Genomic DNA, 20,195 nt, shown 5'->3' on the forward strand with positions numbered 1-20,195 from the left:
CCGGGAAGGTTCGATGTCAGTGGTGTGGGTCACCATGAAGACATGGCAGCACGGAACGGCACGAAGAGAACCCCACAGGTACGGCGACCGGAAGTGCGGCTTCCACCCCTGAGTCCCTATGCCGGGCGGGGCCTTGAGCCCGATGGGGATTATGACGGACTGGAGTTCACCGGCGAGGACTTCACCGGACAGTCGGGCCGCGGGGCCCGCTTCATGGACTGCTCGCTGCGCGAGTGTGTGCTGGAGACGACGGAGCTGGTGCGGGCGCGCTTCATCGACTCCGTACTGACCGGGGCGAGGGGCGTGGGTACGAATCTCGCGGAGGCGTCCCTGCGCGATGTCGAGGTGCTGGACGCACGGCTCGGCGGTGTGCAGCTGCACGGAGCGGTGCTGGAGCGGGTGGTGGTGCGCGGCGGGAAGATCGACTATCTGAACCTTCGGGAGGCGCGCCTCAAGGACGTCGTCTTCGAGAACTGCGTCCTGGCGGAACCGGACTTCGGGTCGGCGCGGCTGGAGCGGGTGGAGTTCACCGGGTGCACGGTGCGCGGGGCGGACTTCAGCGGAGTGCGGATGAAGGACGTCGATCTGCGGACGGTGGCCGAGCTGGACATCGCCCGTGGGGTGGAGCGGCTGGCGGGCGCGGTCATCAGCCCGGCGCAACTGCTGTCGCTGGCACCGGCGTTCGCGGCCCAGATCGGGGTACGGGTGGCGGTGCCGGGCGAGTAGCCCCGGCGGGCCCGGTCCCCGGACGGCCGCCACCGGGCCCTGCGGCGCTGGGGCCTACGGCTCTGGGCCCTGCGGCGCTGGGGCCTACGCTGCTGGGGCCTACGGCTCTGGGCCCTGCGGCACCCGGGCCTCGACCCCTACGGCGCTGGGGCCCCGCTGCACCGCACGGCGGTCCGCCCTAGACCCGGGGGAACCGCCCCTGCAGGTCCCAGATCACCGGGTTGTCCGCAAGCCCCTCATGCATGTCCGCCAGGTCCGCGATCAGGTCGTGCAGGAAGTCCCTGGCCTCCCGCCTGAGCAGCTTGTGCCCGAAGGTCAGCGGGTCCTCCTCCACCGGCATCCAGTCGGCGGCGACATCCACCCAGCCGAACCGCCGCTCGAAAAGCATCCGGTCCGTCGACTCGGTGAAGTCCAGCTCCGCGTGCTGCGGCCGCGAGGCGCGGTTGCCGCGCGGGTCCCGGTCGATCTGTTCGACGATGTCGCAGAGCGCCCACGCGAAGTCCAGCACCGGAACCCATCCCCAGGCTGTGGACACCTCGCGGTCCGCCTTGGTGTCGGCGAGGTAGACGTCGCCGCAGAAGAGGTCGTGCCGCAGCGCTTGGACGTCCGCACGGCGGTAGTCGGTCTGCGGGGGATCCGGGAAGCGCCGGGAGAGGGAGTAGCCGATGTCGAGCACAGCCCGATGGTGTCACGGGCGGGCGCACCGGGGCGCCGCCCGGCCCCCGGGCCCCGCCCGCCCGGTTCCGCCCCGCCCCGCGACACCCAGACACCCCGCGCGCCTCACGATGCCCAGACACCCCGCGCACCCCGTGCACCCCGCACACCCCGCGCGCCCCGCGGTGCACGTCTCCGCTGCTCGCTCATAGGATCGAGACGTGGACCAGCGCCGACGCCGTACAGCCGTCCCCGCAGCGGTGGGTGCCGCCCTGCTGCTCCTCGCGGCGTGCGGCGGTGGCGTGCACGGGAAGCCGGGCGGTGACCGGCTGCACGACCCCGACCCGTACTTTCCCCGGCTGGGCAACGGCGGCTACGACGTCAGCCACTACAGCCTGACCCTCGCCTACGATCCGGACTCCGGCCGGCTCACCGGCACCGCCGACATCACCGCCCGCGCCACCCAGGACCTCTCCGCGTTCAGCCTGGACTTCACGGGCATGACCGTGCGGGGCGCGACCGTCGACGGCCGGTACGCCCCGGTCAACCGGGCCGGCAGCGAACTGACCCTCCGCCCGCACCACGACCTCACGCGGGGCGCCACCTTCCGTACCGTCGTCCGGTACGGGGGCGAGCCGAAGACCATCACCGACCCGGACGCGTCCGAGGAGGGCTGGCTGCCGGACGACGAGGACGGCGCACTCGCCCTCGGCGAGCCGACCGGCTCCATGGCGTGGTTCCCCGGCAACAACCACCCGTCCGACAAGGCGACGTACGACATCACGGTGACCGTCCCGGCCGGGCTCCAGGCCGTCTCCAACGGCCGGCTGACCTCACAGCGGACCAGCGCGGGCCGCACCACCTTCCACTGGCACACCGGCCGGCCGATGGCGAGCTATCTCGCGATGCTGGCGATCGGCCACTACCGGACGCACTCCTTCACGGCCCCGTCCGGACTGCCGGTCTTCACGGCGGTCGCCCCGTCGGAGGCGGAGAGCAGCGCTTCCGCGGTGGCCAGGATCCCCGAGATCATCGCGTGGGAGAGCAAGCAGTTCGGCCCGTACCCCTTCGACTCGACGGGCGCGGTCATCGCCCCGGCCGGGGCCGCGGGCTACTCGCTGGAGACACAGACCAGGCCGGTGCTCCCCGGCGACCAGGCGAGCCTGTCGACGCTGGTCCACGAGCTGTCCCACCAGTGGTTCGGCGACTCGGTGACCCCCGAGTCCTGGCGCGACATGTGGCTGAACGAGGGCTTCGCGACGTACGCGACCTGGCTGTGGGACGCCGACCACGGCGGCGAGAGCGTCCAGGACCACTTCGACGACGCGTACGACTCCGAGGGCAACTGGGACTTCCCGCCGGCCGACCCGCCGGGCCCGAAGGAGATCTCGGCCTCACCGGTGTACGGGCGGGGCGCGATGGTGCTCCAGATGATCCGCAGGAAGGCCGGTGACACCGCGTTCTTCGCCCTGGTACGGGGCTGGGCCAGGGACCACAGATACGGCAACGCCAGTACGGCGGACTTCACGCGGTACGCGGAGAAGAAGACCGGCAAGGACCTGAGCGCGATCTGGAAGACCTGGCTGTACGGCAAGGACAAGCCGGCCAGGCCGTCGTAGCCGCCGCCGGGATGTACCCGGTGAGGGCGTCGTACCGCCGCCGGGGCGTACCCGGTCAGGCCGTCGTACCGCCACCGGGTGTGCGCCCCGCCCGGGCCTGCTGCTCGAACCTGACCCGCGTCTCCCCGGCACAGCCGATCTCCACGAAGCCCAGGAACCCCACACGGTCGATCCGGGCTCCGGCGGCCGTCTCCGTGTGGTCGGTGGTGACGAGTTCGTGCACTTCGCCCCGGCGGACGCACCGGGCGGCGAACGGCTCCAGTGCCATGCCCCGGCCCTCCCGCCGGTGGGTGAGCACTTTGACGAGCGGCCCGTGCACCGTGCGCTTGGCCCCGTCCTCCCCGGCGGTCATGAGCGGACAGCCTCGGAGCGGAGGCGAGCCGGGTCGTGTCCGGATCGCACACGGCTGTCAGCTCCGTGTCCGGGTCGCGCTCCAGAGCCGCCAGATAGAAGCGGGAGGGAAGCGGGCGGGCCGGGCCCAGGGCGGTATCGGTCCCGGCCCGCGCGTCCTGTGTCACAGCTGCCGGGCCGCGGCCACCGCCTCCCGCATCCCGCGGGCCGACCGGATCCGCCGGCCCGCCAGCGCTCCGACCGCGCGGCCCAGCCACTCCGCGTCGCCGAACCGGTGTGCCTCGCCCTCGCCGGCTGTCTGGCGGAGCAACTCCTGGAACCACGACAGGTGCGTGAGGTCGTACCAGCGGGGGTGGCGGTCGAAGGCGACCAGCCCGTTCTCGTACGGGTGCCGCAGCGTCAGGTGCAGATAGCCGCGCCCGTGCCCCCGCCATGGCCCCGGCAGCCCGCCGAGGAGCGCCCGCACCCCGTACGAGCCCTTCGGGGGGTACTTGCCGCCCAGGGTGAAACCGATCAGCATCACCCTGGACCAGGGGATCACCCGCTCCTCGGTCTTCCCCGTGCGGCCCTCGCGCCCCGCGTGCTGGTACAGCCCGTCGGCGCGGAACTCCAGCCATGCGCCGTCCGGCCGCAGGCAATTCCCCACGATCCAGCGGTCGTTGACCCGCTCCAGCGGCCCAAGGGACACGTTGATGTCACTCACCCGGCCATTGGAGCACGACCGCACCGACGAGCGGGCAGGACCGCCGTACGGTCCCGACCGCCGAACGACCGCCGAACGACCGCCGAATGACCGCCGAACGACCGTCGAACGGGCCGGGCCCCCGGCAGTTGCCGTGAGCCCGGCCCGTGACGTCACCGGGTCACCGGGGCACCGTGGTGTCAGACCGAGACGCCGAAGTCCTGGGCGATACCGACCAGGCCCGACGCGTAGCCCTGGCCGACCGCGCGGAACTTCCACTCCGCGCCGTTGCGGTAGAGCTCGCCGAAGACCATGGCGGTCTCGGTGGCGGCGTCCTCGCTCAGGTCGTAGCGGGCGATCTCGGCCTCGCCTGCCTGGTTGATGATGCGGATGAAGGCGTTCCGCACCTGGCCGAAGTTCTGCGAGCGGTTCTCCGCGTCGTAGATCGAGACCGGGAAGACGATCTTCTCGATGTCGGCGGGCAGACCGGCCAGGTTGACCTTGATCTGCTCGTCGTCGCCCTCGCCCTGGCCCGTGACGTTGTCACCGGTGTGCACGATGGTCTGGTCGGGCGTCGCCTTGTTGTTGAAGAAGACGAAGTGGCCGTCGGAGTAGACCTTGCCCTCGGTGTTCACCGCGATGGCGGAGGCGTCGAGGTCGAAGTCGGTTCCGGTGGTGGTGCGGACGTCCCAGCCGAGGCCCACCGTGACGGCGGTCAGGCCCGGGGCCTCCTTGGTGAGGGAGACGTTGCCGCCCTTGGACAGGCTTACAGCCATGGGGATGTCCCTTTCCGTTCTGTGCGCGGGCTTCGTGTGGTCACGACGCTACCGTCACCCGCCATAACGTCGGCAGGGGACCGAGAGGTTCCAACTCTCTTTGCCCTCTTTGCTTTCTTTACCCGGCGCGTGGCCCGGCCGGCCGTGAAAAGCGGATGACGCACCGGCCGGGACCAGCGACCATGGAGACATGTCCGGTCCCTATGTCGTCCGTGGTGCGGTCTCCCTGCCGGAGGCCGAACTCATGTGGCGCTTCTCGCGCTCGTCAGGACCCGGCGGTCAGCACGTCAACACCAGTGACACGCAGGTCGAGCTCCGCTTCGACCTCGCGAACACGGAGGCGCTGCCACCGGTCTGGAAGGAGCGCGCCCTGGAGCGGCTGGCCCCGCGGCTCGTCGGCGGGGTGGTCACCGTACGGGCGTCGGAGCACCGGTCGCAGTGGCGCAACAGGGAGATGGCCGCGGTCCGGCTCGCCTCGCTGCTCGCGGAGGCCACGGCGCCGCCGCCCAAGCCGCGGCGGGCCACGAAGATCCCCCGCGGCATCAACGAGCGGCGCCTGCGGAACAAGAAGCAGCGCAGCGACACCAAGCGGGGCCGCGCGGGCCGCGGCTGGGACTGACCGTCCGCCGCCCCGATCGCCTCTCTCGCCCCGGCTGCCGGGGCCGCCTCAGGCCCCTCACCCCAGGTGCCGGTACTGCCCCCTGAAGTACGCCAGCGGGCTGCCCTCGGTGACCGGCAGGTCCGCCGTCAGGACGCGGCCGATCACCAGCGTGTGGTCCCCCGCCTCCACCCGCTGCTCCGTCACACACTCCAGCGTCGCCAGCGCGCCACCGACCAGCGGGGCCCCCGACACCTCCCCGCGCGTGAACGGGACGTCGGCGAACAGCAGATCGTCGCTGATGCGGCCCTTCATCGAGAACCGGCCCGCGATCTGCCGCTGGCCGTCCGCCAGCAGCGAGGCCGCCCAGTACGGCTGCTCCGCGAGCAGGTCGTCCATCCGGGAGCCGTTCCGTACGCTCACCATCGCCAGCGGCGGCTCCAGCGACACGGACATGAACGCGGTCGCCGTCATCCCGACGTCGGCGCCCCGGGGGCCGCCGTCCGCGTCATGGGCCGTCACCAGCACCACGCCTGCGGTCAGCCGGGACATGGCGGCACGGAAATCGTCGTTGCTCACCCCCTCAGGATGGGGGATGGGCGCGGAGCGCGGGGCGGGGACCGTCTGGGACACATCGAGCTGGAACACACCGGGAACGCTAGCCGCGCCCGCCGCGGACCCGCATCGGGCCACAGGACCAGACGGGTCCTAGGACCGCCGCCGGAAGCGCTGCCGGCCCTGCCGACGGACCTGCCACCGGTCCCGCGGCCCGCCCTGCCACACCCGTTGCTTCTCATTCAACCCTTCTGGAACTGTTGTGACTTGAGTCACGACCGGCATAAATTGTTGACCCTGCGTACCTGACGCACAGCTCGCTGTGATTCAGTGGCGGAGACACTGCACCAAGAGCGCCGACAAAGAACCCTGGAGTTGCTGTCGAGGTCTCGGGGAGAGCGAACGATGGAGAGCGAGTCGGAGCCGTACGTCCGTCTTGCGACCCTGCGGCAGTTGCATCAAGCGGTCGCCAATCTCAATCAGGCCCGCAGTCTGGCGGACACGCTGCAGACCGTGGCCGACGGCATCGTGGCCGGTCTCGGCTATGAGCTGGCCTGCGTCAATCTGGTGCGCCCGGACGGCGACCTCATGGTCGCGGCCCTCGCCGGGGACGATTCCGCCGCCGCCCTGATGTCCGGCCGTGTCGGCCCCCGTACGTCCTGGGAGCGCAGGCTCTCCATGGGCGTGGCCTGGGGCGACCTCCGGTTCATCCCGTACACCGAGGGCTGGGTCCTCGACCACGACGACGTGCCGCAGGTGCACAATCCAGGCCCCGAGCCGCGCTTCGAGGACGAGTGGCACCCCTCCGACCGGCTCTTCGCGCCGATGTACGCGACCGACGCCTCGGGCGGCGAGCTGATCGGCGTCATATCCGTCGACCGCCCGCGCAATGGCAGGCGCCCCGGCGCCTGGGGCCAGGAAGCGCTCCAGATGTACGCCTTCCAGGCCGCCATCGCGATCACCAACGCCCGGCTGCGCGCCAATATGCAGCGCGCCCTGGTCCGTCTCGAACGCGAGCAGCAGGCCCTGCGCGCCAGCGAGGAGTCCTTCCGGCAGGCTTTCGAGTACGCGCCGAGCGGGATGGCCATCGCGGAGATGGGCGGCGACCAGCACGGCCGGCTGCTGCGGACCAATGACGCGCTCTGCCGCCTCCTGGGCCGGCCCGCGTCCGCGATGCGCCGGTACTCCTTCGCCGATCTGGTCCACCCCGAGGACGTCGGCACCCTGCTGCGGACCTCGGCCGAGGGCGGCCGCGCCGAGCTGCGGCTGCGGCGCCGCGACACCTCGTACGTCTGGGTCTCGCTCCGTAACTCGGTGGTGGCCGACACCACCGACGGTCCCCGGTTCCTGCTCACCCACGTCGAGGACGTCGAGGAGCGCAAGCGCCACGAGCTGGCGCTCGCGCACCGCGCGTCGCACGACTCACTGACCGGGCTGCCCAACAGCGCCGAGCTGCGCGCCCGGCTCAGCTCCCGGCTCTGCGAGTGGCCCGACGCGGTGGGCGAGACGGCCATCGAGGCGCTCGACGCGGCGTACGAGCAGGGGCCGACGGGGGTGGAGCACTCGTACGGGACCAGCCCGTTCGCCTTCGGCGGCGGGGCGGGCGGCCTCTACGAGCATGTGCACACGGCCGCCCCGTCGGGCGAGACCGACGACGGGAGCGGGACAGGGCCCGGCGCTGAGGCCGACGACGGGACGAAGGGCCTCGCGGTGCTCTTCTGCGACCTCGACGGCTTCAAGTCGATCAACGACAGATTCGGCCACCACACCGGGGACGCGGTCCTCATCGAGGTGGCGCGCAGGCTCACGTCCGGGGTGCGCGACGGCGACACGGTCGCCAGGCTCGGCGGCGACGAGTTCGTCGTCCTGGCGGACGGCCTCGGCTCGGCGGACGCGGCCGACCTGGCCGTCCGGCTGCGCAACGCGATCATTCCGCCCATCAGGGTGGACGGCAGGGCGGTCCGCGTCGGGGCCAGTTTCGGGATCGGCTGGGCCAGCTGCGGCATGACCGTCGAAGAGGTGTTGCGCTCCGCCGACCAGCGGATGTACGTGGAGAAACGCTCCAGGTCGAAGCTGCACCGGCGGGCCGGATAGGGCCTCCCGGCGGGGGCAGGCGCAGTGCGGACTGGCCGGACTGTTCATCCGTACGGGGTAGGCTCGCCCGGGTCAGCGATGTGTGAGGAGTGCAAGGGATGACGGCCGGCAACAACGGCGCGAGCACGCCCGAGGACGACGATCCGTTCGGCTATCTGTACGAGGACGGCCGCGCAGCAGGTGCCGTTCCCCCGCCCGGCGGCGGCGGATACGGGTACCCGGGTCCGACGTCCGGCGGGCAGCCCGGGGTGCCCCGGACGTCGTACAACCAGGTGCGGACCGTCGGCGAGCGCCAGTACGGGCAGCAGGCACCGCAGGCCCCCCAGCAGCCTTACGGGCAGCCGCCCCAGCAGTACGGCCAGCAGCAGGCGTACGGCAGGCCCACCGCGCAGTACGCGGCGCCCGAGACGTACCCCGGCGGTCCTCCCGTCCAGCAGCCCCCGTACCAGCAGGGCAACGGCGGCGGCCGCGGCGGCCCGAACCACAAGGGCCTGCTGATCGGCGCGGTCGCGGTGGTCGCGGTCGTCGTCATCGGCATCGGTGTGGCGCTGGCGACCAGCGGCGGCGACTCGAAGGGCCAGGACTCCGCGGCGGACAACGCGGGCGGCGGCCGGACCTCCTCGTCCGAGTCGGCTCAGCCGAGCCACGGTGCGTCGGCGCCCCCGAAGGCCGACCTGCCGAAGCAGGACGCGGCGACGCTGCAGCTCGGCGGCGCGGCGACGACGGCGAAGGACGTACCGGGGGCCAAGGGCTCCGACGGTACGTATGTCGTCCTCAACCAGCCGGGTGACTCGGCGACCTGGACGGTCGACGCGCCGTCCGCCGGCACCTACCGGCTGTCGGTCAACTACGGCGTGCCGGGCAAGGACGCCAAGACCACGCTCACGGTCAACGGCGATGCCAAGCCCGGTTCGGTCAACATGAAGAACTACGCCGGTGCCCCGGACGGTGACGCCTCGAAGGGGTGGACCAACACCTGGAACCTGGTGAACCTCAAGAAGGGCTCCAACACGATCAAGATCTCCTGTGAGAACGGTGATCAGTGTGGGGTCAATCTGGACCAGGTCTTCCTGCAGACCCGCGACGGCAAGTCCTCCTGAGGGCCCGCCGCCGGAGTGCCGACCGGCCCCCGCGACCAGGGCCTGTCCGGGAGGGCCGGCCGGCCTCGCGCGTTACACCGACGGTATCCGCTCGGTGACGAGGACCTGCGGAAGCAGGTCCTCGTACGCTTTCCGGTCGAACTCGCCCGCGGCGGGCGCCAGCACCGTGGCCGCCGAGAGCGCCACCGCCCTGGCCAGCCGGTCGGGCCACGGGAGCCGCTCCACCAGGCCGGAGAGCAGTCCGGCCACCGCCGAGTCGCCCGCGCCCGTGGGGTTGCCCTGGAAGCGGGCCGGCGGCAGGGCCTGCCAGCTGCCTTCGGGGGACGCGGCGAGCATGCCATCGGCGCCCAGTGAGGCGACCACCGTGTGCGCGCCGCGGCGGCGGGCGTCGTGGGTGGCGCGCAGCGGCTCGCGGGAGCCGGTGAGCTGGGCCAGTTCGTCGGCGTTCGGCTTGACCAGGTCGGGGCGGGCCGCGATGCCCCGGCGCAGCGGTTCGCCGCTGGTGTCCAGGAGGACCGGGACGCCGGCGCCGCGTGCCTGCTTCACCAGCTGGGCGTAGGCGCCGACCGGGACGCCGGGCGGCAGGCTGCCGCAGAGGGCCACCGCTTCGGCGTCGGCCAGCAGTCTCCCGTACGAGGTGAGGAAGGTGTCCCACTCGTCGGCCGAGACGGTCGGGCCCGGCTCGTTGAGCTGGGTGGTGTCACCGGACGAGGCGTCGACCACGGCGATGGTGCGCCGGGTGGTCCCGGCGACCGGGACGAGCGCGTCGGTGGGCGGCAGCCCGGCGAGCAGCTCGCGGAGCACCCCGCCGGTCGTCCCGCCGGCGAAGCCGGTGACGACGGTCTCGTGGCCGAGTGCCGCGAGCACCCGGGCCACGTTCAGGCCCTTGCCGCCCGCGCGCTCGGTGACCGACTCGACTCGGTGACTGGCGTGCGGGATCAGCGCGGGGACGTGGTAGGTGATGTCCAGGGCGGTGTTCAGGGTGACGGTCAGCAGCACTTGATTGATCATGCCAAACGGAGAGCGGCAGGCCCACCCCTGGACCACCACTCTCCGTCAGTAAAAGCAGAAATTCTGCTCAGTTCTGCTCGAAACTGCTTAGTTTCGCGTCGGTTCGATCACCCAGGCGCCCTTGCGCATCACTCCGGTGAGGGCGAAGTCGGCGTCCAGGACCACCAGGTCCGCGTCCTTGCCCGGCTCCAGGGAGCCGATCCTGTCGTACAGGCCGAGCAGCCGCGCGGGGTTGGCCGAGATGGACCGTACGACGTCGTCGACCGGCAGCTTGTCGACCGTCACCGCACGCCGGAAGGCCGTGTCCAGGGTGAGCGTGGAGCCCGCGATCGAGCCGCCTTCGACCAGCCGGGCGACGCCCTCCTTGACCTCGACCTCCAGCGGGCCGAGCAGATAGACGCCGTCGCCGAAGCCGGCGGCGTCCATCGCGTCGGTGATGAAGGCGACGCGCGCAGGGCCCGCCGAGCGGTACGCCAGCTCCAGCGCGGCCGGGTGCAGATGTGTGCCGTCGTTGATCAGCTCGACGGTGACCCGCTCGTCCTCCAGGAGCGCGGCGATGGGCCCGGGGTCGCGGTGGCCGAACGGCGGCATCGCGTTGTAGAGGTGGGTGGCGACGCTCGCGCCGGCCTCGATGGCCTCGACGGTCTGCTCGTAGGTGGCGTCGGTGTGGCCGACGGCCGCGATGACACCGTTCTCCGCCAGCAGACGTACGGAGTCGATGCCGCCCTTCATCTCGGTGGCCAGGGTGAACATCTTCGCCGTACCGCGCGCCGCGTCCATCAGCTTGCGGACGTCGGACGGGTCGGGGTCGCGCAGCAGCGACGCGCTGTGCGCGCCCTTGCGGCACGGCGAGATGAACGGACCCTCGAAGTGGAGGCCGGCCAGGTCGCCCTGCTCGACCAGCTCGGACAGGACCGCGGCCCGTCCGGCCAGGAAGTCCATCTCGCCGGTGACGGTCGACGCGACCATCGTCGTCGTGCCGTGCCGCCGGTGGGTGTCGATGCCCTTGAGCACCTCGTCGGGGGTGCCGGAGGTGAAGGACGCACCGCCGCCGCCGTGCACATGCATGTCGACGAACCCGGGGACCACCCAGTGGCCCGTGAGGTCGACGACCCGGGCGTCCTCGGGAGCGCTCCCCGCGATGCGCGAGCCCTCCACGATGACCCGGCCGCCGTCGACGGTCCCGGTCGGCAGCACCACGCGGGCGCCGGAGAGGACTGTGCTTGCTTCGCTTCCGGCCATCAGGCGGATACCTCCGTGGAGAGAAGATCCCAGGCGAGCAGCCCTGCGCCCAGGCATCCAGCGGTGTCCCCGAGGGCCGCCGGGACGATGAGGGGCAGCTTCTGGAACGTCACGCGTTCCTCCACCGCTGCCTTGAGTGGTACGAACAACGTTTCCCCGGCCTCGGCGAGCCCGCCACCGATGATCAGGGTGCGCGGGTCGAGCAGGGTGAGCGCGGTGACAAGACCGTCGGCGAGCGCGTCCACGGCGTTCTGCCAGACGGCGACGGCTCTCGGGTCGCCGGACTCGACGGCCTTGGCGCAGTCGGCCGCGTCGGCTTCCGGGTCGCCCGCGGCCTCGGCCCAGGCCAGCGATACGGCGGAGGCGGACGCGTACCGTTCGAGGCAGCCGCGCTGCCCGCAGCCGCAGTCGACGCCGCCGGGGCGTACGACGATGTGGCCGATCTCCCCGGCGTAGCCGTGGGCGCCCGCCTCGATGGAGCCCTCGATGCCGATGGCGCCCGCGATGCCGGTGCCGAGCGGCATGAAGAGGAAGCGGTCGGCGCCCTTGCCCGCCCCGATCCGGCCTTCGGCGAGCCCGCCCGTGCGGACGTCGTGGCCGAGCGCCACCGGGATGCCGTGCAGCCGGGCGCTGAGCAGCTTGCGCATCGGGACGTCGCGCCAGCCGAGGTTGGAGGCGTAGACCGCGACGCCGTTCTCGGCGTCGATGATGCCGGGGACGGCCACTCCCGCGGCCGACGCGGTCCGGCCGAAGTGCTCCTCGCCGTAGGCGCGCAGCTCGGCGGCGAAGTCGAGGATCGAGGCGACGACCGCCTCGGGGCCGCGCTCCCGGCCGGTGGCCCTGCGCGCCTCGTGGAGCAGGGTGCCGTCCGCCCCGACCAGGGCGGCTTTCATGCCGGTGCCGCCCACGTCGAGGGCGATGACATGGTTTTCGGCCGGGAGACCGGGGGTGGTTCCCCGGGAGAATGCAGTCACCCGGACAGTGTGGCTCGGATAACCGAAAAAGGTCTAGTCCACTCTGTTGGATTGTTGCGCATCCATACAAAGTCCGGGCAAAGATCCGGGCAAGGAACGGGCCCGGCGCCGCGGTGCGCCACCCGCCGCCCCGGCCGGTGCTCCACCCGGTGCCTCAGTGGCCCGTGTTGCCGAAGCGAGACCGGATTGCTGTGGACCGCCGGATGGCCGTAAGGGAAAATCGCAGCCACGTGCGACGGTACGGCACGGGGGACCGGCTGGAACATAGTGCAACAGAGGGTGGGAAAAGGGCTGTGCGGCGGCGCTTCTTGGGGCTTACTGCGGCGGTTGCCGCGCTCGGTATGACGGCGGTGCTCTCCGGTTGCGGATCGGACGGCGGATCAGGTGACGTCACCCTGAAAGTCGTCGCTGCCAACTACGACCCGAACGACGGCCCGAGCAACCAGCAGTACTGGGACAAGCTCGCCGCCGCGTTCGAGGCGAAGAACCCGCACATCAAGGTCGACGTCTCCGTCTACTCCTGGAAGGTCATCGACGCGAAGGTCGCCGAGCTGGTCAAGTCGGGCCACGCGCCCGACATAGCCCAGCTCGACTCGTACGCCGACTACGCGGACCAGGGCAAGCTCTACAGCGCGGACGACCTGCTCTCCATCGGGGTCCAGTCCAATTTCCTCACCTCGCTCTCGGACGCGGGCGAGCAGGACCGGGTGCAGTACGGGATGCCGTTCGTCGCCTCCACCCGGCTGCTCTTCTACAACGAGAAGATGTTCTCGAACGCCGGCCTCAAGGCGCCCAAGACCTGGGCGGACCTCAAGTCCGACGCCGAGGCGCTCAAGGCGCAGGGCGTGAAGTACCCGTACGCCCTCCCGCTCGGCACCGAGGAGGCGCAGGTCGAGGCGACACAGTGGCTGCTCAGCGGCGACGGCGGGCTCACCGACGGCGTCGGTACGTACACGATCGACTCGGCGCAGAACGTCAAGACCTTCAACTGGCTGAAGAACGATCTGGTCGGCGCGGGGCTCACCGGTCCTGTCGCGCCGGCCAGGTTCGACCGCAGGCAGGCGTACGCGGCCTTCACCAAGGGGCAGGTCGGCATGCTCAACGGCCATCCGCAGCTGGTGCAGCAGGCCGCCGAGAAGGGCATCAAGGTCGGCATGGTCCCGATGCCGGGTATCAGCGGCCCGACCAAGGCGACCATGGGCGTGGCCGACTGGATCATGGGCTTCAAGCAGAACGGCCACCGCACCCAGATCGGCGCGTTCCTCGACGACGTCTTCAGCGACAAGAACGTCCTCGACCTCACCCGCCAGTACAACCTGCTGCCCACCACCACATCGGCCTCCGGCACGCTGGCGGACGACCCGCACCACAAGTCGCTCAAGACCTTCCTGGACGAGCTGCCCAACTCGCAGCTGCCGCCGGTCGGCAACACGTCCTGGTCGATGGTGAGCGACGACATGAAGAAGGGGATCGGCAAGGCGGTGGAGCCGGGCGGCAACCCGGCGAGCGTCCTGAACCAGATCCAGAGCGAGGCGGCGTCCGCGCAGAGCGCGGAGTAGCCCGGCCGCCGGGCTCCCCAGTACGTTGGCTCATATGACTGGCGTGACTGGCGACGACGCGCACGATGACACGCCCCCCGGGGACCCCGGCCCCGCGCTCCCCGAGCGTGACCGTGCCGTGCTCGCGCTGGAGCGCCGCTCCTGGCCGGGCACCGGCGCCAAGGAGCGGGCGATCAGAGAACAGCTCGGCATCTCACCGGTCCGCTACTACCAGCTCCTCAACGCCCTGCTGGACGACGAGGCCGCCCTGGCCCACGACCCGGTGACGGTCAACCGCCTGCGCCGGGTCCGCGCGGCCCGCCGCGAACGGCGCTGACGGGTCCTGTCCCCGCGGATGCGTGGGGCGGTGGCCGTGGGCAAGCTGGAGGGATGACGACGACGCTCGGTGCCTTTGTGCTCGGTACGCCCGATCCTCCTGCCCTGGCCGACTTCTACCGGGCCCTGCTGGGGTGGCAGGAAGTCGATCGCCGGCCGGAGTGGGTCCGGCTGCGGGCTCCGGAACGGGAACGTCCGTCGCTCAGCTTCCAGCTGGAAACCGACCACACGCCACCGGTGTGGCCCCAGCGCCCCGGAACGCAGCAGATGCAGGGGCACTTGGACGTGCAGGTCGACGACCTGGAGGCGGAGACCGAGCGTGCCCTCGCCCTGGGTGCGACGCTGGAGGAGCACCAGCCCGAGCAGGACGTCCGGGTTCTGCGGGACCCGCACGGCCACCCGTTCTGCCTCTTCCTTCCGGGTGCCTGACAGAGTGTGGCGGTCCGTTCCCGCAGGGGCTGCCGGCATGCTGGTGCCGCGGCGCTAGGGTCGCCCCATGGGCAGCTCACCGAACACCCTGCCGACCCCCGCCACCGCCGCGGGCCGTGACGGCCTCGCGGCCTTTCTGGCCCGGCCGCGGAAAGCCGTCGTGGCCCTCGACTTCGACGGCACCCTCGCCGATATCGTCCCCGACCCGGAACAGGCCCGCGCCCACCCGGGCACCGTCCCCGCACTCGTCGCGCTCGCGCCGGTGATCGCCTCCGTCGCGGTCGTCACCGGGCGTCCGGCCGATGTGGCCGTGCGGTACGGGGGCTTCGCCGGCGTCGCGGGGCTCGAACATCTGGTCGTGCTCGGCCACTACGGCGCGGAGCGCTGGGACGCCGCCACCGGTACGGTCGACGCCCCCGCCCCGCACCCCGGCGTCGCGGCCGCCCGCGCCGAACTCCCCGCGCTGCTGGACGCGGAGAGCGCAGGACACGGCACCTGGATCGAGGAGAAGGGCGGCCGGGCCGTCGCGGTCCACACCCGCCGCGCCGCCGACCCCGAAGCCGCCTTCGATGCCCTGCGCGCCCCGCTGGCCGCGCTGGCCGCCCGGCACGGACTGATCGTGGAGCCGGGCCGGATGGTCCTCGAACTGCGCCCGCCCGGCGTCGACAAGGGCGTGGCGCTGACCGCGTACGTACGGGAGTCGGGCGCCGGGGCCGTCCTCTACGCCGGGGACGACCTCGGGGACCTGCCCGCCTACGACGCCGTCGACGCACTCCGCGCACAGGGTGTGCCGGGGCTTCTGGTGTGCAGCGGCGGCGACGAGGTGCCCGAACTGGCCGCCCGCGCCGACCTGGTGGTGCCGGGTCCTGGCGCGGTGGTCGCCCTGCTCGCGGCGCTCGCCGACGCGGTCACGGCGTAACGGCTTCCGCCGACGTGGCCAGGGCGTAACGGCTACCCGGCTGCCGGCCCCAGCGCGTTCAGCTGGTCCAGGAACCACTGCTGCGGCGGGAGCGCCGTCGCCGCGGCGGCCAGTCGCTCGCTGCGCTCCGCGCGTTCGGCGTCCGGCATGGTCAGTGCCTCGTGCAGCGCGGCGGCGGTGGCGCTCACGTCGTACGGGTTCACGGCGATCGCGTCCCCGCCCAGCTCCTCGTACGCCCCGGCCTCCCGCGAGAGCACCAGCGCGCAGCCGCGGTCGGTCACCACCGGGACCTCCTTGGCGACCAGGTTCATACCGTCGCGGATCGGATTGACCAGGGCGACGTCCGCGAGCCGGTACGCGCCGAGCGAGCGGGCGAAGTCGTCCTTGAGGTAGAGCGCGACCGGGGTCCAGTCCGCGGTGGCGTAACGGGAGTTGATCTCGTCGGCGACCCGGCTCACCTCGGCCATGTAGTCGCGGTAGACCGCGAGGTCCTGCCGCGAGGGGTAGGCGAACGCCATGTGCACCACCCGGCCGCGCCACTCGGGCCGGGTGTCGAGCAGCTCCCGGTAGGCGAGCAGCCCGCGCACGATGTTCTTGGAGAGCTCGGTCCTGTCCACCCGGACGATCGTTTTCCGGCGGCCGTCGGGCCCCTCGCCCGTGCCGCCGCCGATCCGTTCGCGCAGCGCGGCCATCCGCTCGTCCACATCGGGCTCGTGGGACCGCTTCCGGAGGAAGTCCGCGTCGGCGCCGAGGCCGTGCACCGAGATCACAGTGCTGTCCCCGGTGCCGCCGATGACCTCCGTACAGCAGGCGGTGAAGGCGTCGGCCCAGCGCCGGGTCAGGAATCCGGCCCGGTCGGCGCCCAGGATGCCGCGCAGCAGCTCGGCGCCGACGTCGTCGGGCAGCAGCCGGAAGTACTCGGGGGGCGCCCACGGGGTGTGCGAGAAGTGCGCGATCCGCAGGTCGGGGCGGAGTTCGCGCAGCATCCCCGGCACCAGGGCCAGGTGGTAGTCCTGGACCAGCACGGCGGCCCCGTCGGCTGCCTCCGCGGCCAGGGCGTCGGCGAAGGCCCGGTTGTACGTGCGGAACGCGTCCCAGCGGCGCCGGAACTCCGCGTCGAAGACCGGCTCCAGCGGGGTCTGGTAGAGCATGTGGTGGACGAACCACAGCACGGAGTTCGCGATGCCGTTGTACGCGTCGGCGTGCACCTCGGGGTCGATGTCGAGCATCCGTACCCCGTCCTCGGCGACCCCGCGCCGCACGGCGGCCCGGTCGCCGTCGCCGAGCGCGGCACAGACCCAGAGCGACTCGGCGTTGCCCTCGACGGCGGAGAGCCCGGAGACGAGACCGCCGCCGCCGCGCTTCGAGGTGAGTTCACCGTCGTCGCGGAGGGTGTACGAGACGGGGCCCCGGTTGGAGGCGACGAGGACGCGGGCGGCGTGCGGAGAGGCCATGACGCGAACTTAGCCCGTGCCGCGGACGCTCAAACGTGCGGGCGACGCGGCGGGGGACGGGGGGAGCGGCGGCAGTCAGCGCAGCGGCGCGGGGATCTCGTCCACCGTCGGGGCGCGCTCGTCCTCGGGCACGGAGATCACCCAGTGCGTGTCCTGCCGGGGCCTGAGGTAGAGCGCCCAGTACGCGGCGGCCGCGATCACGATGATGCCGGTGATGACCAGGCTCTTGGCGCTCTGCTGGTACAGCACCCAGGCCAGCACGACGACCAGCAGCGCGGGCACCGCGGGCCACAGCGGCATGCGCCAGGCCAGCCGGTGCTTGTGCTCTCCGCGCCGCGACACCAGCGCGCCGAGCGCGACGAAGACGTACATCGCGGCCACCGCGACACCGGTGACATCGCTCAGCGTGTCCAGATTGACGAAGCACAGGACCGCTCCGGGCACGCCGACGGCCAGCGTCGCCGCCCAGGGGGAGTTGTAGCGCTTGCCGATGTGGGACAGGACGCGGTTGGCGGCGGTCGGCCAGGCCGCGTCGCGCGCCGACGAGTAGACGACGCGGGAGTTCTGGATGACCATCACGATCGCCGCGTTGATGATCGCGAGGGCGATGCAGAGGCTGACGAACGTGCCGACGCCCGAGTTGCTCCAGGTCTGCACCATGCCCGCCACATCACCGGCGGCGAGCGTCCTGAGGTCCGGGGCGCCGAGCGTGATCGCGACCACCGGGATCAGTACGACGGCCGCGCCGATGCCGAGCGTCCACAGCACGGTGCGGGAGACGTTGCGGCGCGGGTTGTCCATCTCCTCGGCCAGATACACGGCCGTCGAGAAGCCCTGGAGGATGAAGAGCGCGGTGGCGAGACCGGTGACGATCAGACCGGCGGTGACGGCCGAGCTGTGGCCGTGCCCCGCGTCCATCACGGGGTGCACGAGCACGGAGGCGGACCGGCTGGTGTGGGTGAAGCCGAGGAAGGCGACGACCGCGCAGGCCACCACCTCCAGGACCAGGAAGATGCCGGTGATCCAGGCGTTGGCCCGCAGGTCGAGCAGGCCCATCGCGGTGGCGAGCAGCATCACGCCGGCCGCCGTGTACTGCGGGTTCAGATGCACGATCGGCGCCAGATAGTCGGCGGTGCCCAGCGCGATGATGGGCGGCACGATCATGACGACGATCAGCGAGAGGATGAAGACCAGCCATCCGGCGAGCCGCCCCATGAGGGTGCCGACCATGGCGTACTCGCCACCGGAGCTGGGGATGAGCGTGCCCAGCTCGGAGTAGGTGAACGCGACACCGATACAGAGCACACCCGCGATGGCGATGGTGAGGGCCGTCCCGGTGCCCAGGGTGGCGAACGAGTCCGGCACGATCACGAAGAGCGACGATGCCGGGGTCAGACAGGAGAGCGTGAGCAGCGTGCCTCCCACCACCCCGATGGACCGGGTGAGCGTGGGGGCTTCCCCCGCCGTCACGGCACGGGTGTCGGCTTCCGGCTCCCCGGGGGGCGCGGCAACGGTCGTGTCGGGCGTATGGGTCATCCGTTGTCCCATCGGTGCTGGCGGCATGAGGCTGGCGGCATGAGGGGGAGGCACCTTCGGGGATTCACCGACGGGTGCCGCACATGCGGGGTGGACCGCGAGGACGTCCACGCCGCTCCGGTGACCGAATACAACTCCCGACGGGGATTTCCGTCAAGGGTTCGTTAAAGCATCACCGCAACGAAATCCGTCGTTTGTTTACGGCATTGCGGTGCTCATTACCGTTCAGAGTGCGGTGACTGCACGGATATCGCGGATCAAAGCCAGGTTCGGATTCTCGCGCCGGCGATGGCCAAAACCTTTCCATGGACGGCACACATGGGCGGCATCCATGGCGGCATCCATGGACGGCTTGCGCGTACGGATTCCGGTCAGGCCGCCCGCCGTGCCGCGTACTCGCCGACGCTCCGCATCGGGGGCCGCTCCTCGGTGTCCACCGCGTACGTCCTCGGTACGAACCCGCCGGCCCCGCGCTCGAACTGCGTCAGCGCGGGCCGCACCAGCTGCCCCCGCGAAAGCCGCAGCTGCGCCGTGCGGTAGATCGCCGCCGCCATCCGCCCCAGCGCCAGCCCGTCCTGGTGGCGGTGTTTGCGCGAGCCCACGTCGACCTGCGCCAGCGCGTCGAGCCCCACCGTGTGCAGCGCGTCGACGAGCAGGCCCAGCTCGACGCCGTAACCGACCGGGAACGGCAGCTGTTCGAGCAGCGAGCGCCGCACCGCGTACTCGCCGCCCAGCGGCTGGACGAATCCGGCCAGCTGCGGCCAGTGCAGATTGAGCAGCGGCCGCGCCACCAGCTCGGTCACCCGCCCGCCCTGGCCGGCCGCCTCGCCGAGCGGCCGGTCGTACATGGCCTTCACGAACTGCACGTCGGGGTCGGTCAGCAGCGGTCCGACGATCCCGGAGACGAAGTCCGCGGAGAACTCCCGCAGGTCCGCGTCCACGAAGCAGACGATGTCGCCGCCGGTCACCAGCAGCGAACGCCACAGCACTTCGCCCTTGCCCGGCACGGCCGGGATCCGCGGCAGGATCTCGTCCCGGTGCACGACCCGCGCCCCGGCGGCCGCCGCTGCCTCGGCCGTACGGTCGGCGGAGCCGGAGTCGATCACCACCAGCTCGTCGACGAGCGGCACCGGCAGGGTGTCCATCAGCTCCCGCCGGATGGTCTCGACGATCGCCCCGACCGTCGCCTCCTCGTTGAGCGCCGGCAGGACGACACTCACGGTCGTGCCGCGCTTGGCGGCGGTCAGCCGGTCCAGCGGACGGTCGGCCGCCGACCAGGAACGCCTGGTCAGCCAGCGGTCCACCTCTTCCAGCACGGCGCGTCTCCTTGACTGTGAGCCATCTCGCGGTTCGGACGACTATCTCAACCGTCCCGGCCTTCGGTTACAGTCTTGAACAACGCGAATGGCCACGGCATGCCGGGGTCAGCACTCGCGGACAAACACGCCGGGCCTCGAGGCCCGCGTCATAAGCGCTCATCCAGAGGGACTGAGGGAACGGCCCGTAGAAGTCCCGGCAACCTTCCGCCGACCGCGAGGTCATGGTGGGGAAGGTGCCAATTCCGTCTCGTGGCGAAGTACGTCGCGAGGAAGATGAGGAGA

The 20,195-nt window shown here is 71.6% G+C and carries 20 protein-coding genes and 1 riboswitch; of the genes, 9 read left to right on the forward strand and 11 right to left on the reverse strand.

All coding sequences use genetic code 11. The annotated features are described in order from the left end of the window. Positions 1 to 42: 42 nt before the first annotated feature. Positions 43 to 726, forward strand: coding sequence for a pentapeptide repeat-containing protein (locus OG510_RS20795; protein ID WP_406138661.1), 684 nt, complete (start codon positions 43 to 45; stop codon positions 724 to 726). 178 nt (positions 727 to 904) lie between these two features. On the opposite strand, the gene OG510_RS20800 is transcribed toward OG510_RS20795, so the two are convergent. Beyond that, positions 905 to 1,402 carry a hypothetical protein gene (locus OG510_RS20800; protein ID WP_406138662.1) on the reverse strand — a complete coding sequence of 166 codons (498 nt, stop codon included), beginning with the start codon at positions 1,400 to 1,402 and terminating at the stop codon, positions 905 to 907. Positions 1,403 to 1,601: 199 nt separating this feature from the next. Between OG510_RS20800 and OG510_RS20805 the strand changes: the two genes are divergently transcribed. Continuing rightward, positions 1,602 to 2,999: a M1 family metallopeptidase gene (locus OG510_RS20805; protein ID WP_406138664.1), complete on the forward strand. Its 1,398-nt coding sequence runs from the start codon at positions 1,602 to 1,604 to the stop codon at positions 2,997 to 2,999. Positions 3,000 to 3,054: 55 nt separating this feature from the next. Here the strand turns inward: OG510_RS20805 and OG510_RS20810 are convergent, their stop codons facing one another. From OG510_RS20810 to OG510_RS20820, 3 genes are all read right to left on the reverse strand, one after another. Then, positions 3,055 to 3,351 carry a DUF6917 domain-containing protein gene (locus OG510_RS20810; RefSeq protein ID WP_406138666.1) on the reverse strand — a complete coding sequence of 99 codons (297 nt, stop codon included), beginning with the start codon at positions 3,349 to 3,351 and terminating at the stop codon, positions 3,055 to 3,057. A gap of 162 nt (positions 3,352 to 3,513) precedes the next feature. Then, a complete protein-coding gene (locus OG510_RS20815) occupies positions 3,514 to 4,053 on the reverse strand; it encodes a hypothetical protein (protein ID WP_406138667.1) in 540 nt (179 codons plus the stop codon). 179 nt (positions 4,054 to 4,232) lie between these two features. Beyond that, positions 4,233 to 4,808: a TerD family protein gene (locus OG510_RS20820; RefSeq protein WP_406138668.1), complete on the reverse strand. Its 576-nt coding sequence runs from the start codon at positions 4,806 to 4,808 to the stop codon at positions 4,233 to 4,235. Positions 4,809 to 4,998: 190 nt separating this feature from the next. Here OG510_RS20820 and arfB point away from each other — a divergent pair, with 190 nt between their 5' ends. Then, positions 4,999 to 5,427, forward strand: coding sequence for an alternative ribosome rescue aminoacyl-tRNA hydrolase ArfB (arfB, locus tag OG510_RS20825; protein WP_164267189.1), 429 nt, complete (start codon positions 4,999 to 5,001; stop codon positions 5,425 to 5,427). Between the two features lie 57 nt (positions 5,428 to 5,484). Here arfB and OG510_RS20830 read toward each other — a convergent pair whose 3' ends face one another. Beyond that, complete coding sequence (locus OG510_RS20830) at positions 5,485 to 6,039, reverse strand: flavin reductase family protein (protein WP_406142467.1); 555 nt, start codon at positions 6,037 to 6,039, stop codon at positions 5,485 to 5,487. A 327-nt stretch (positions 6,040 to 6,366) separates the two neighbouring features. On the opposite strand from OG510_RS20830, the gene cdgB reads away from it, so the two are divergent. Together cdgB and OG510_RS20840 are read left to right on the forward strand one after the other, a co-directional pair. Beyond that, entirely contained in the window at positions 6,367 to 8,055 is a 1,689-nt protein-coding gene (gene cdgB, locus OG510_RS20835; RefSeq protein ID WP_406138669.1) for a diguanylate cyclase CdgB, read from the forward strand. A 98-nt stretch (positions 8,056 to 8,153) separates the two neighbouring features. Beyond that, the gene (locus OG510_RS20840) at positions 8,154 to 9,155 is read left to right on the forward strand and encodes a carbohydrate-binding protein (protein WP_406138671.1); all 1,002 of its coding nucleotides are present in this window, start codon (positions 8,154 to 8,156) and stop codon (positions 9,153 to 9,155) included. A gap of 72 nt (positions 9,156 to 9,227) precedes the next feature. Here the strand turns inward: OG510_RS20840 and OG510_RS20845 are convergent, their stop codons facing one another. The 3 genes from OG510_RS20845 to OG510_RS20855 form a co-directional block, all read right to left on the reverse strand. After that, positions 9,228 to 10,154, reverse strand: coding sequence for a 1-phosphofructokinase family hexose kinase (locus tag OG510_RS20845; protein ID WP_406142468.1), 927 nt, complete (start codon positions 10,152 to 10,154; stop codon positions 9,228 to 9,230). A gap of 99 nt (positions 10,155 to 10,253) precedes the next feature. Continuing rightward, entirely contained in the window at positions 10,254 to 11,408 is a 1,155-nt protein-coding gene (gene nagA, locus OG510_RS20850; protein ID WP_406138673.1) for an N-acetylglucosamine-6-phosphate deacetylase, read from the reverse strand. After that, positions 11,408 to 12,382 carry an ROK family protein gene (locus OG510_RS20855; protein ID WP_406138674.1) on the reverse strand — a complete coding sequence of 325 codons (975 nt, stop codon included), beginning with the start codon at positions 12,380 to 12,382 and terminating at the stop codon, positions 11,408 to 11,410. Before OG510_RS20855 ends, nagA begins: the two co-directional genes overlap by 1 nt. A gap of 308 nt (positions 12,383 to 12,690) precedes the next feature. Here OG510_RS20855 and OG510_RS20860 point away from each other — a divergent pair, with 308 nt between their 5' ends. The 4 genes from OG510_RS20860 to otsB all read left to right on the forward strand — a co-directional run bounded on the left by OG510_RS20860 (position 12,691) and on the right by otsB (position 15,604). Further along, a complete protein-coding gene (locus OG510_RS20860) occupies positions 12,691 to 13,941 on the forward strand; it encodes an ABC transporter substrate-binding protein (protein WP_406138675.1) in 1,251 nt (416 codons plus the stop codon). 34 nt (positions 13,942 to 13,975) lie between these two features. Beyond that, on the forward strand, positions 13,976 to 14,257 hold the full coding sequence (locus tag OG510_RS20865) for a DUF3263 domain-containing protein (protein ID WP_406138676.1): 282 nt from the start codon (positions 13,976 to 13,978) through the stop codon (positions 14,255 to 14,257). Positions 14,258 to 14,310: 53 nt separating this feature from the next. After that, positions 14,311 to 14,685 (forward strand): VOC family protein, encoded by a 375-nt coding sequence (locus tag OG510_RS20870; RefSeq protein WP_406138677.1) that lies wholly within the window; start codon positions 14,311 to 14,313, stop codon positions 14,683 to 14,685. 67 nt (positions 14,686 to 14,752) lie between these two features. Beyond that, complete coding sequence (gene otsB / locus OG510_RS20875; protein ID WP_406138679.1) at positions 14,753 to 15,604, forward strand: trehalose-phosphatase; 852 nt, start codon at positions 14,753 to 14,755, stop codon at positions 15,602 to 15,604. 32 nt (positions 15,605 to 15,636) lie between these two features. Here the strand turns inward: otsB and OG510_RS20880 are convergent, their stop codons facing one another. From OG510_RS20880 to OG510_RS20890, 3 genes are all read right to left on the reverse strand, one after another. Next, on the reverse strand, positions 15,637 to 17,058 hold the full coding sequence (locus OG510_RS20880) for a trehalose-6-phosphate synthase (protein ID WP_406138681.1): 1,422 nt from the start codon (positions 17,056 to 17,058) through the stop codon (positions 15,637 to 15,639). 75 nt (positions 17,059 to 17,133) lie between these two features. After that, positions 17,134 to 18,594, reverse strand: coding sequence for an APC family permease (locus OG510_RS20885; protein WP_406138683.1), 1,461 nt, complete (start codon positions 18,592 to 18,594; stop codon positions 17,134 to 17,136). A gap of 371 nt (positions 18,595 to 18,965) precedes the next feature. Beyond that, complete coding sequence (locus OG510_RS20890) at positions 18,966 to 19,910, reverse strand: glucosyl-3-phosphoglycerate synthase (protein ID WP_406138684.1); 945 nt, start codon at positions 19,908 to 19,910, stop codon at positions 18,966 to 18,968. A 156-nt stretch (positions 19,911 to 20,066) separates the two neighbouring features. Then, positions 20,067 to 20,193: riboswitch (SAM riboswitch) on the forward strand. Positions 20,194 to 20,195 lie beyond the last annotated feature (2 nt).

This window comes from Streptomyces sp. NBC_01089, assembly GCF_045162975.1.
Classification (GTDB): domain Bacteria; phylum Actinomycetota; class Actinomycetes; order Streptomycetales; family Streptomycetaceae; genus Streptomyces.

Bases quoted from the DNA above. Each gene is read 5' to 3' on its own strand.
- OG510_RS20795 (WP_406138661.1), top strand. From the start codon at position 43: ATGGCAGCACGGAACGGCACGAAGAGAACCCCACAGGTACGGCGACCG.
- OG510_RS20810 (WP_406138666.1), bottom strand. From the start codon at position 3,351: ATGACCGCCGGGGAGGACGGGGCCAAGCGCACGGTGCACGGGCCGCTC.
- OG510_RS20820 (WP_406138668.1), bottom strand. From the start codon at position 4,808: ATGGCTGTAAGCCTGTCCAAGGGCGGCAACGTCTCCCTCACCAAGGAG.
- arfB (WP_164267189.1), top strand. From the start codon at position 4,999: ATGTCCGGTCCCTATGTCGTCCGTGGTGCGGTCTCCCTGCCGGAGGCC.
- cdgB (WP_406138669.1), top strand. From the start codon at position 6,367: ATGGAGAGCGAGTCGGAGCCGTACGTCCGTCTTGCGACCCTGCGGCAG.
- OG510_RS20840 (WP_406138671.1), top strand. From the start codon at position 8,154: ATGACGGCCGGCAACAACGGCGCGAGCACGCCCGAGGACGACGATCCG.
- nagA (WP_406138673.1), bottom strand. From the start codon at position 11,408: ATGGCCGGAAGCGAAGCAAGCACAGTCCTCTCCGGCGCCCGCGTGGTG.
- OG510_RS20865 (WP_406138676.1), top strand. From the start codon at position 13,976: ATGACTGGCGTGACTGGCGACGACGCGCACGATGACACGCCCCCCGGG.
- OG510_RS20870 (WP_406138677.1), top strand. From the start codon at position 14,311: ATGACGACGACGCTCGGTGCCTTTGTGCTCGGTACGCCCGATCCTCCT.
- otsB (WP_406138679.1), top strand. From the start codon at position 14,753: ATGGGCAGCTCACCGAACACCCTGCCGACCCCCGCCACCGCCGCGGGC.
- OG510_RS20880 (WP_406138681.1), bottom strand. From the start codon at position 17,058: ATGGCCTCTCCGCACGCCGCCCGCGTCCTCGTCGCCTCCAACCGGGGC.
- OG510_RS20885 (WP_406138683.1), bottom strand. From the start codon at position 18,594: ATGACCCATACGCCCGACACGACCGTTGCCGCGCCCCCCGGGGAGCCG.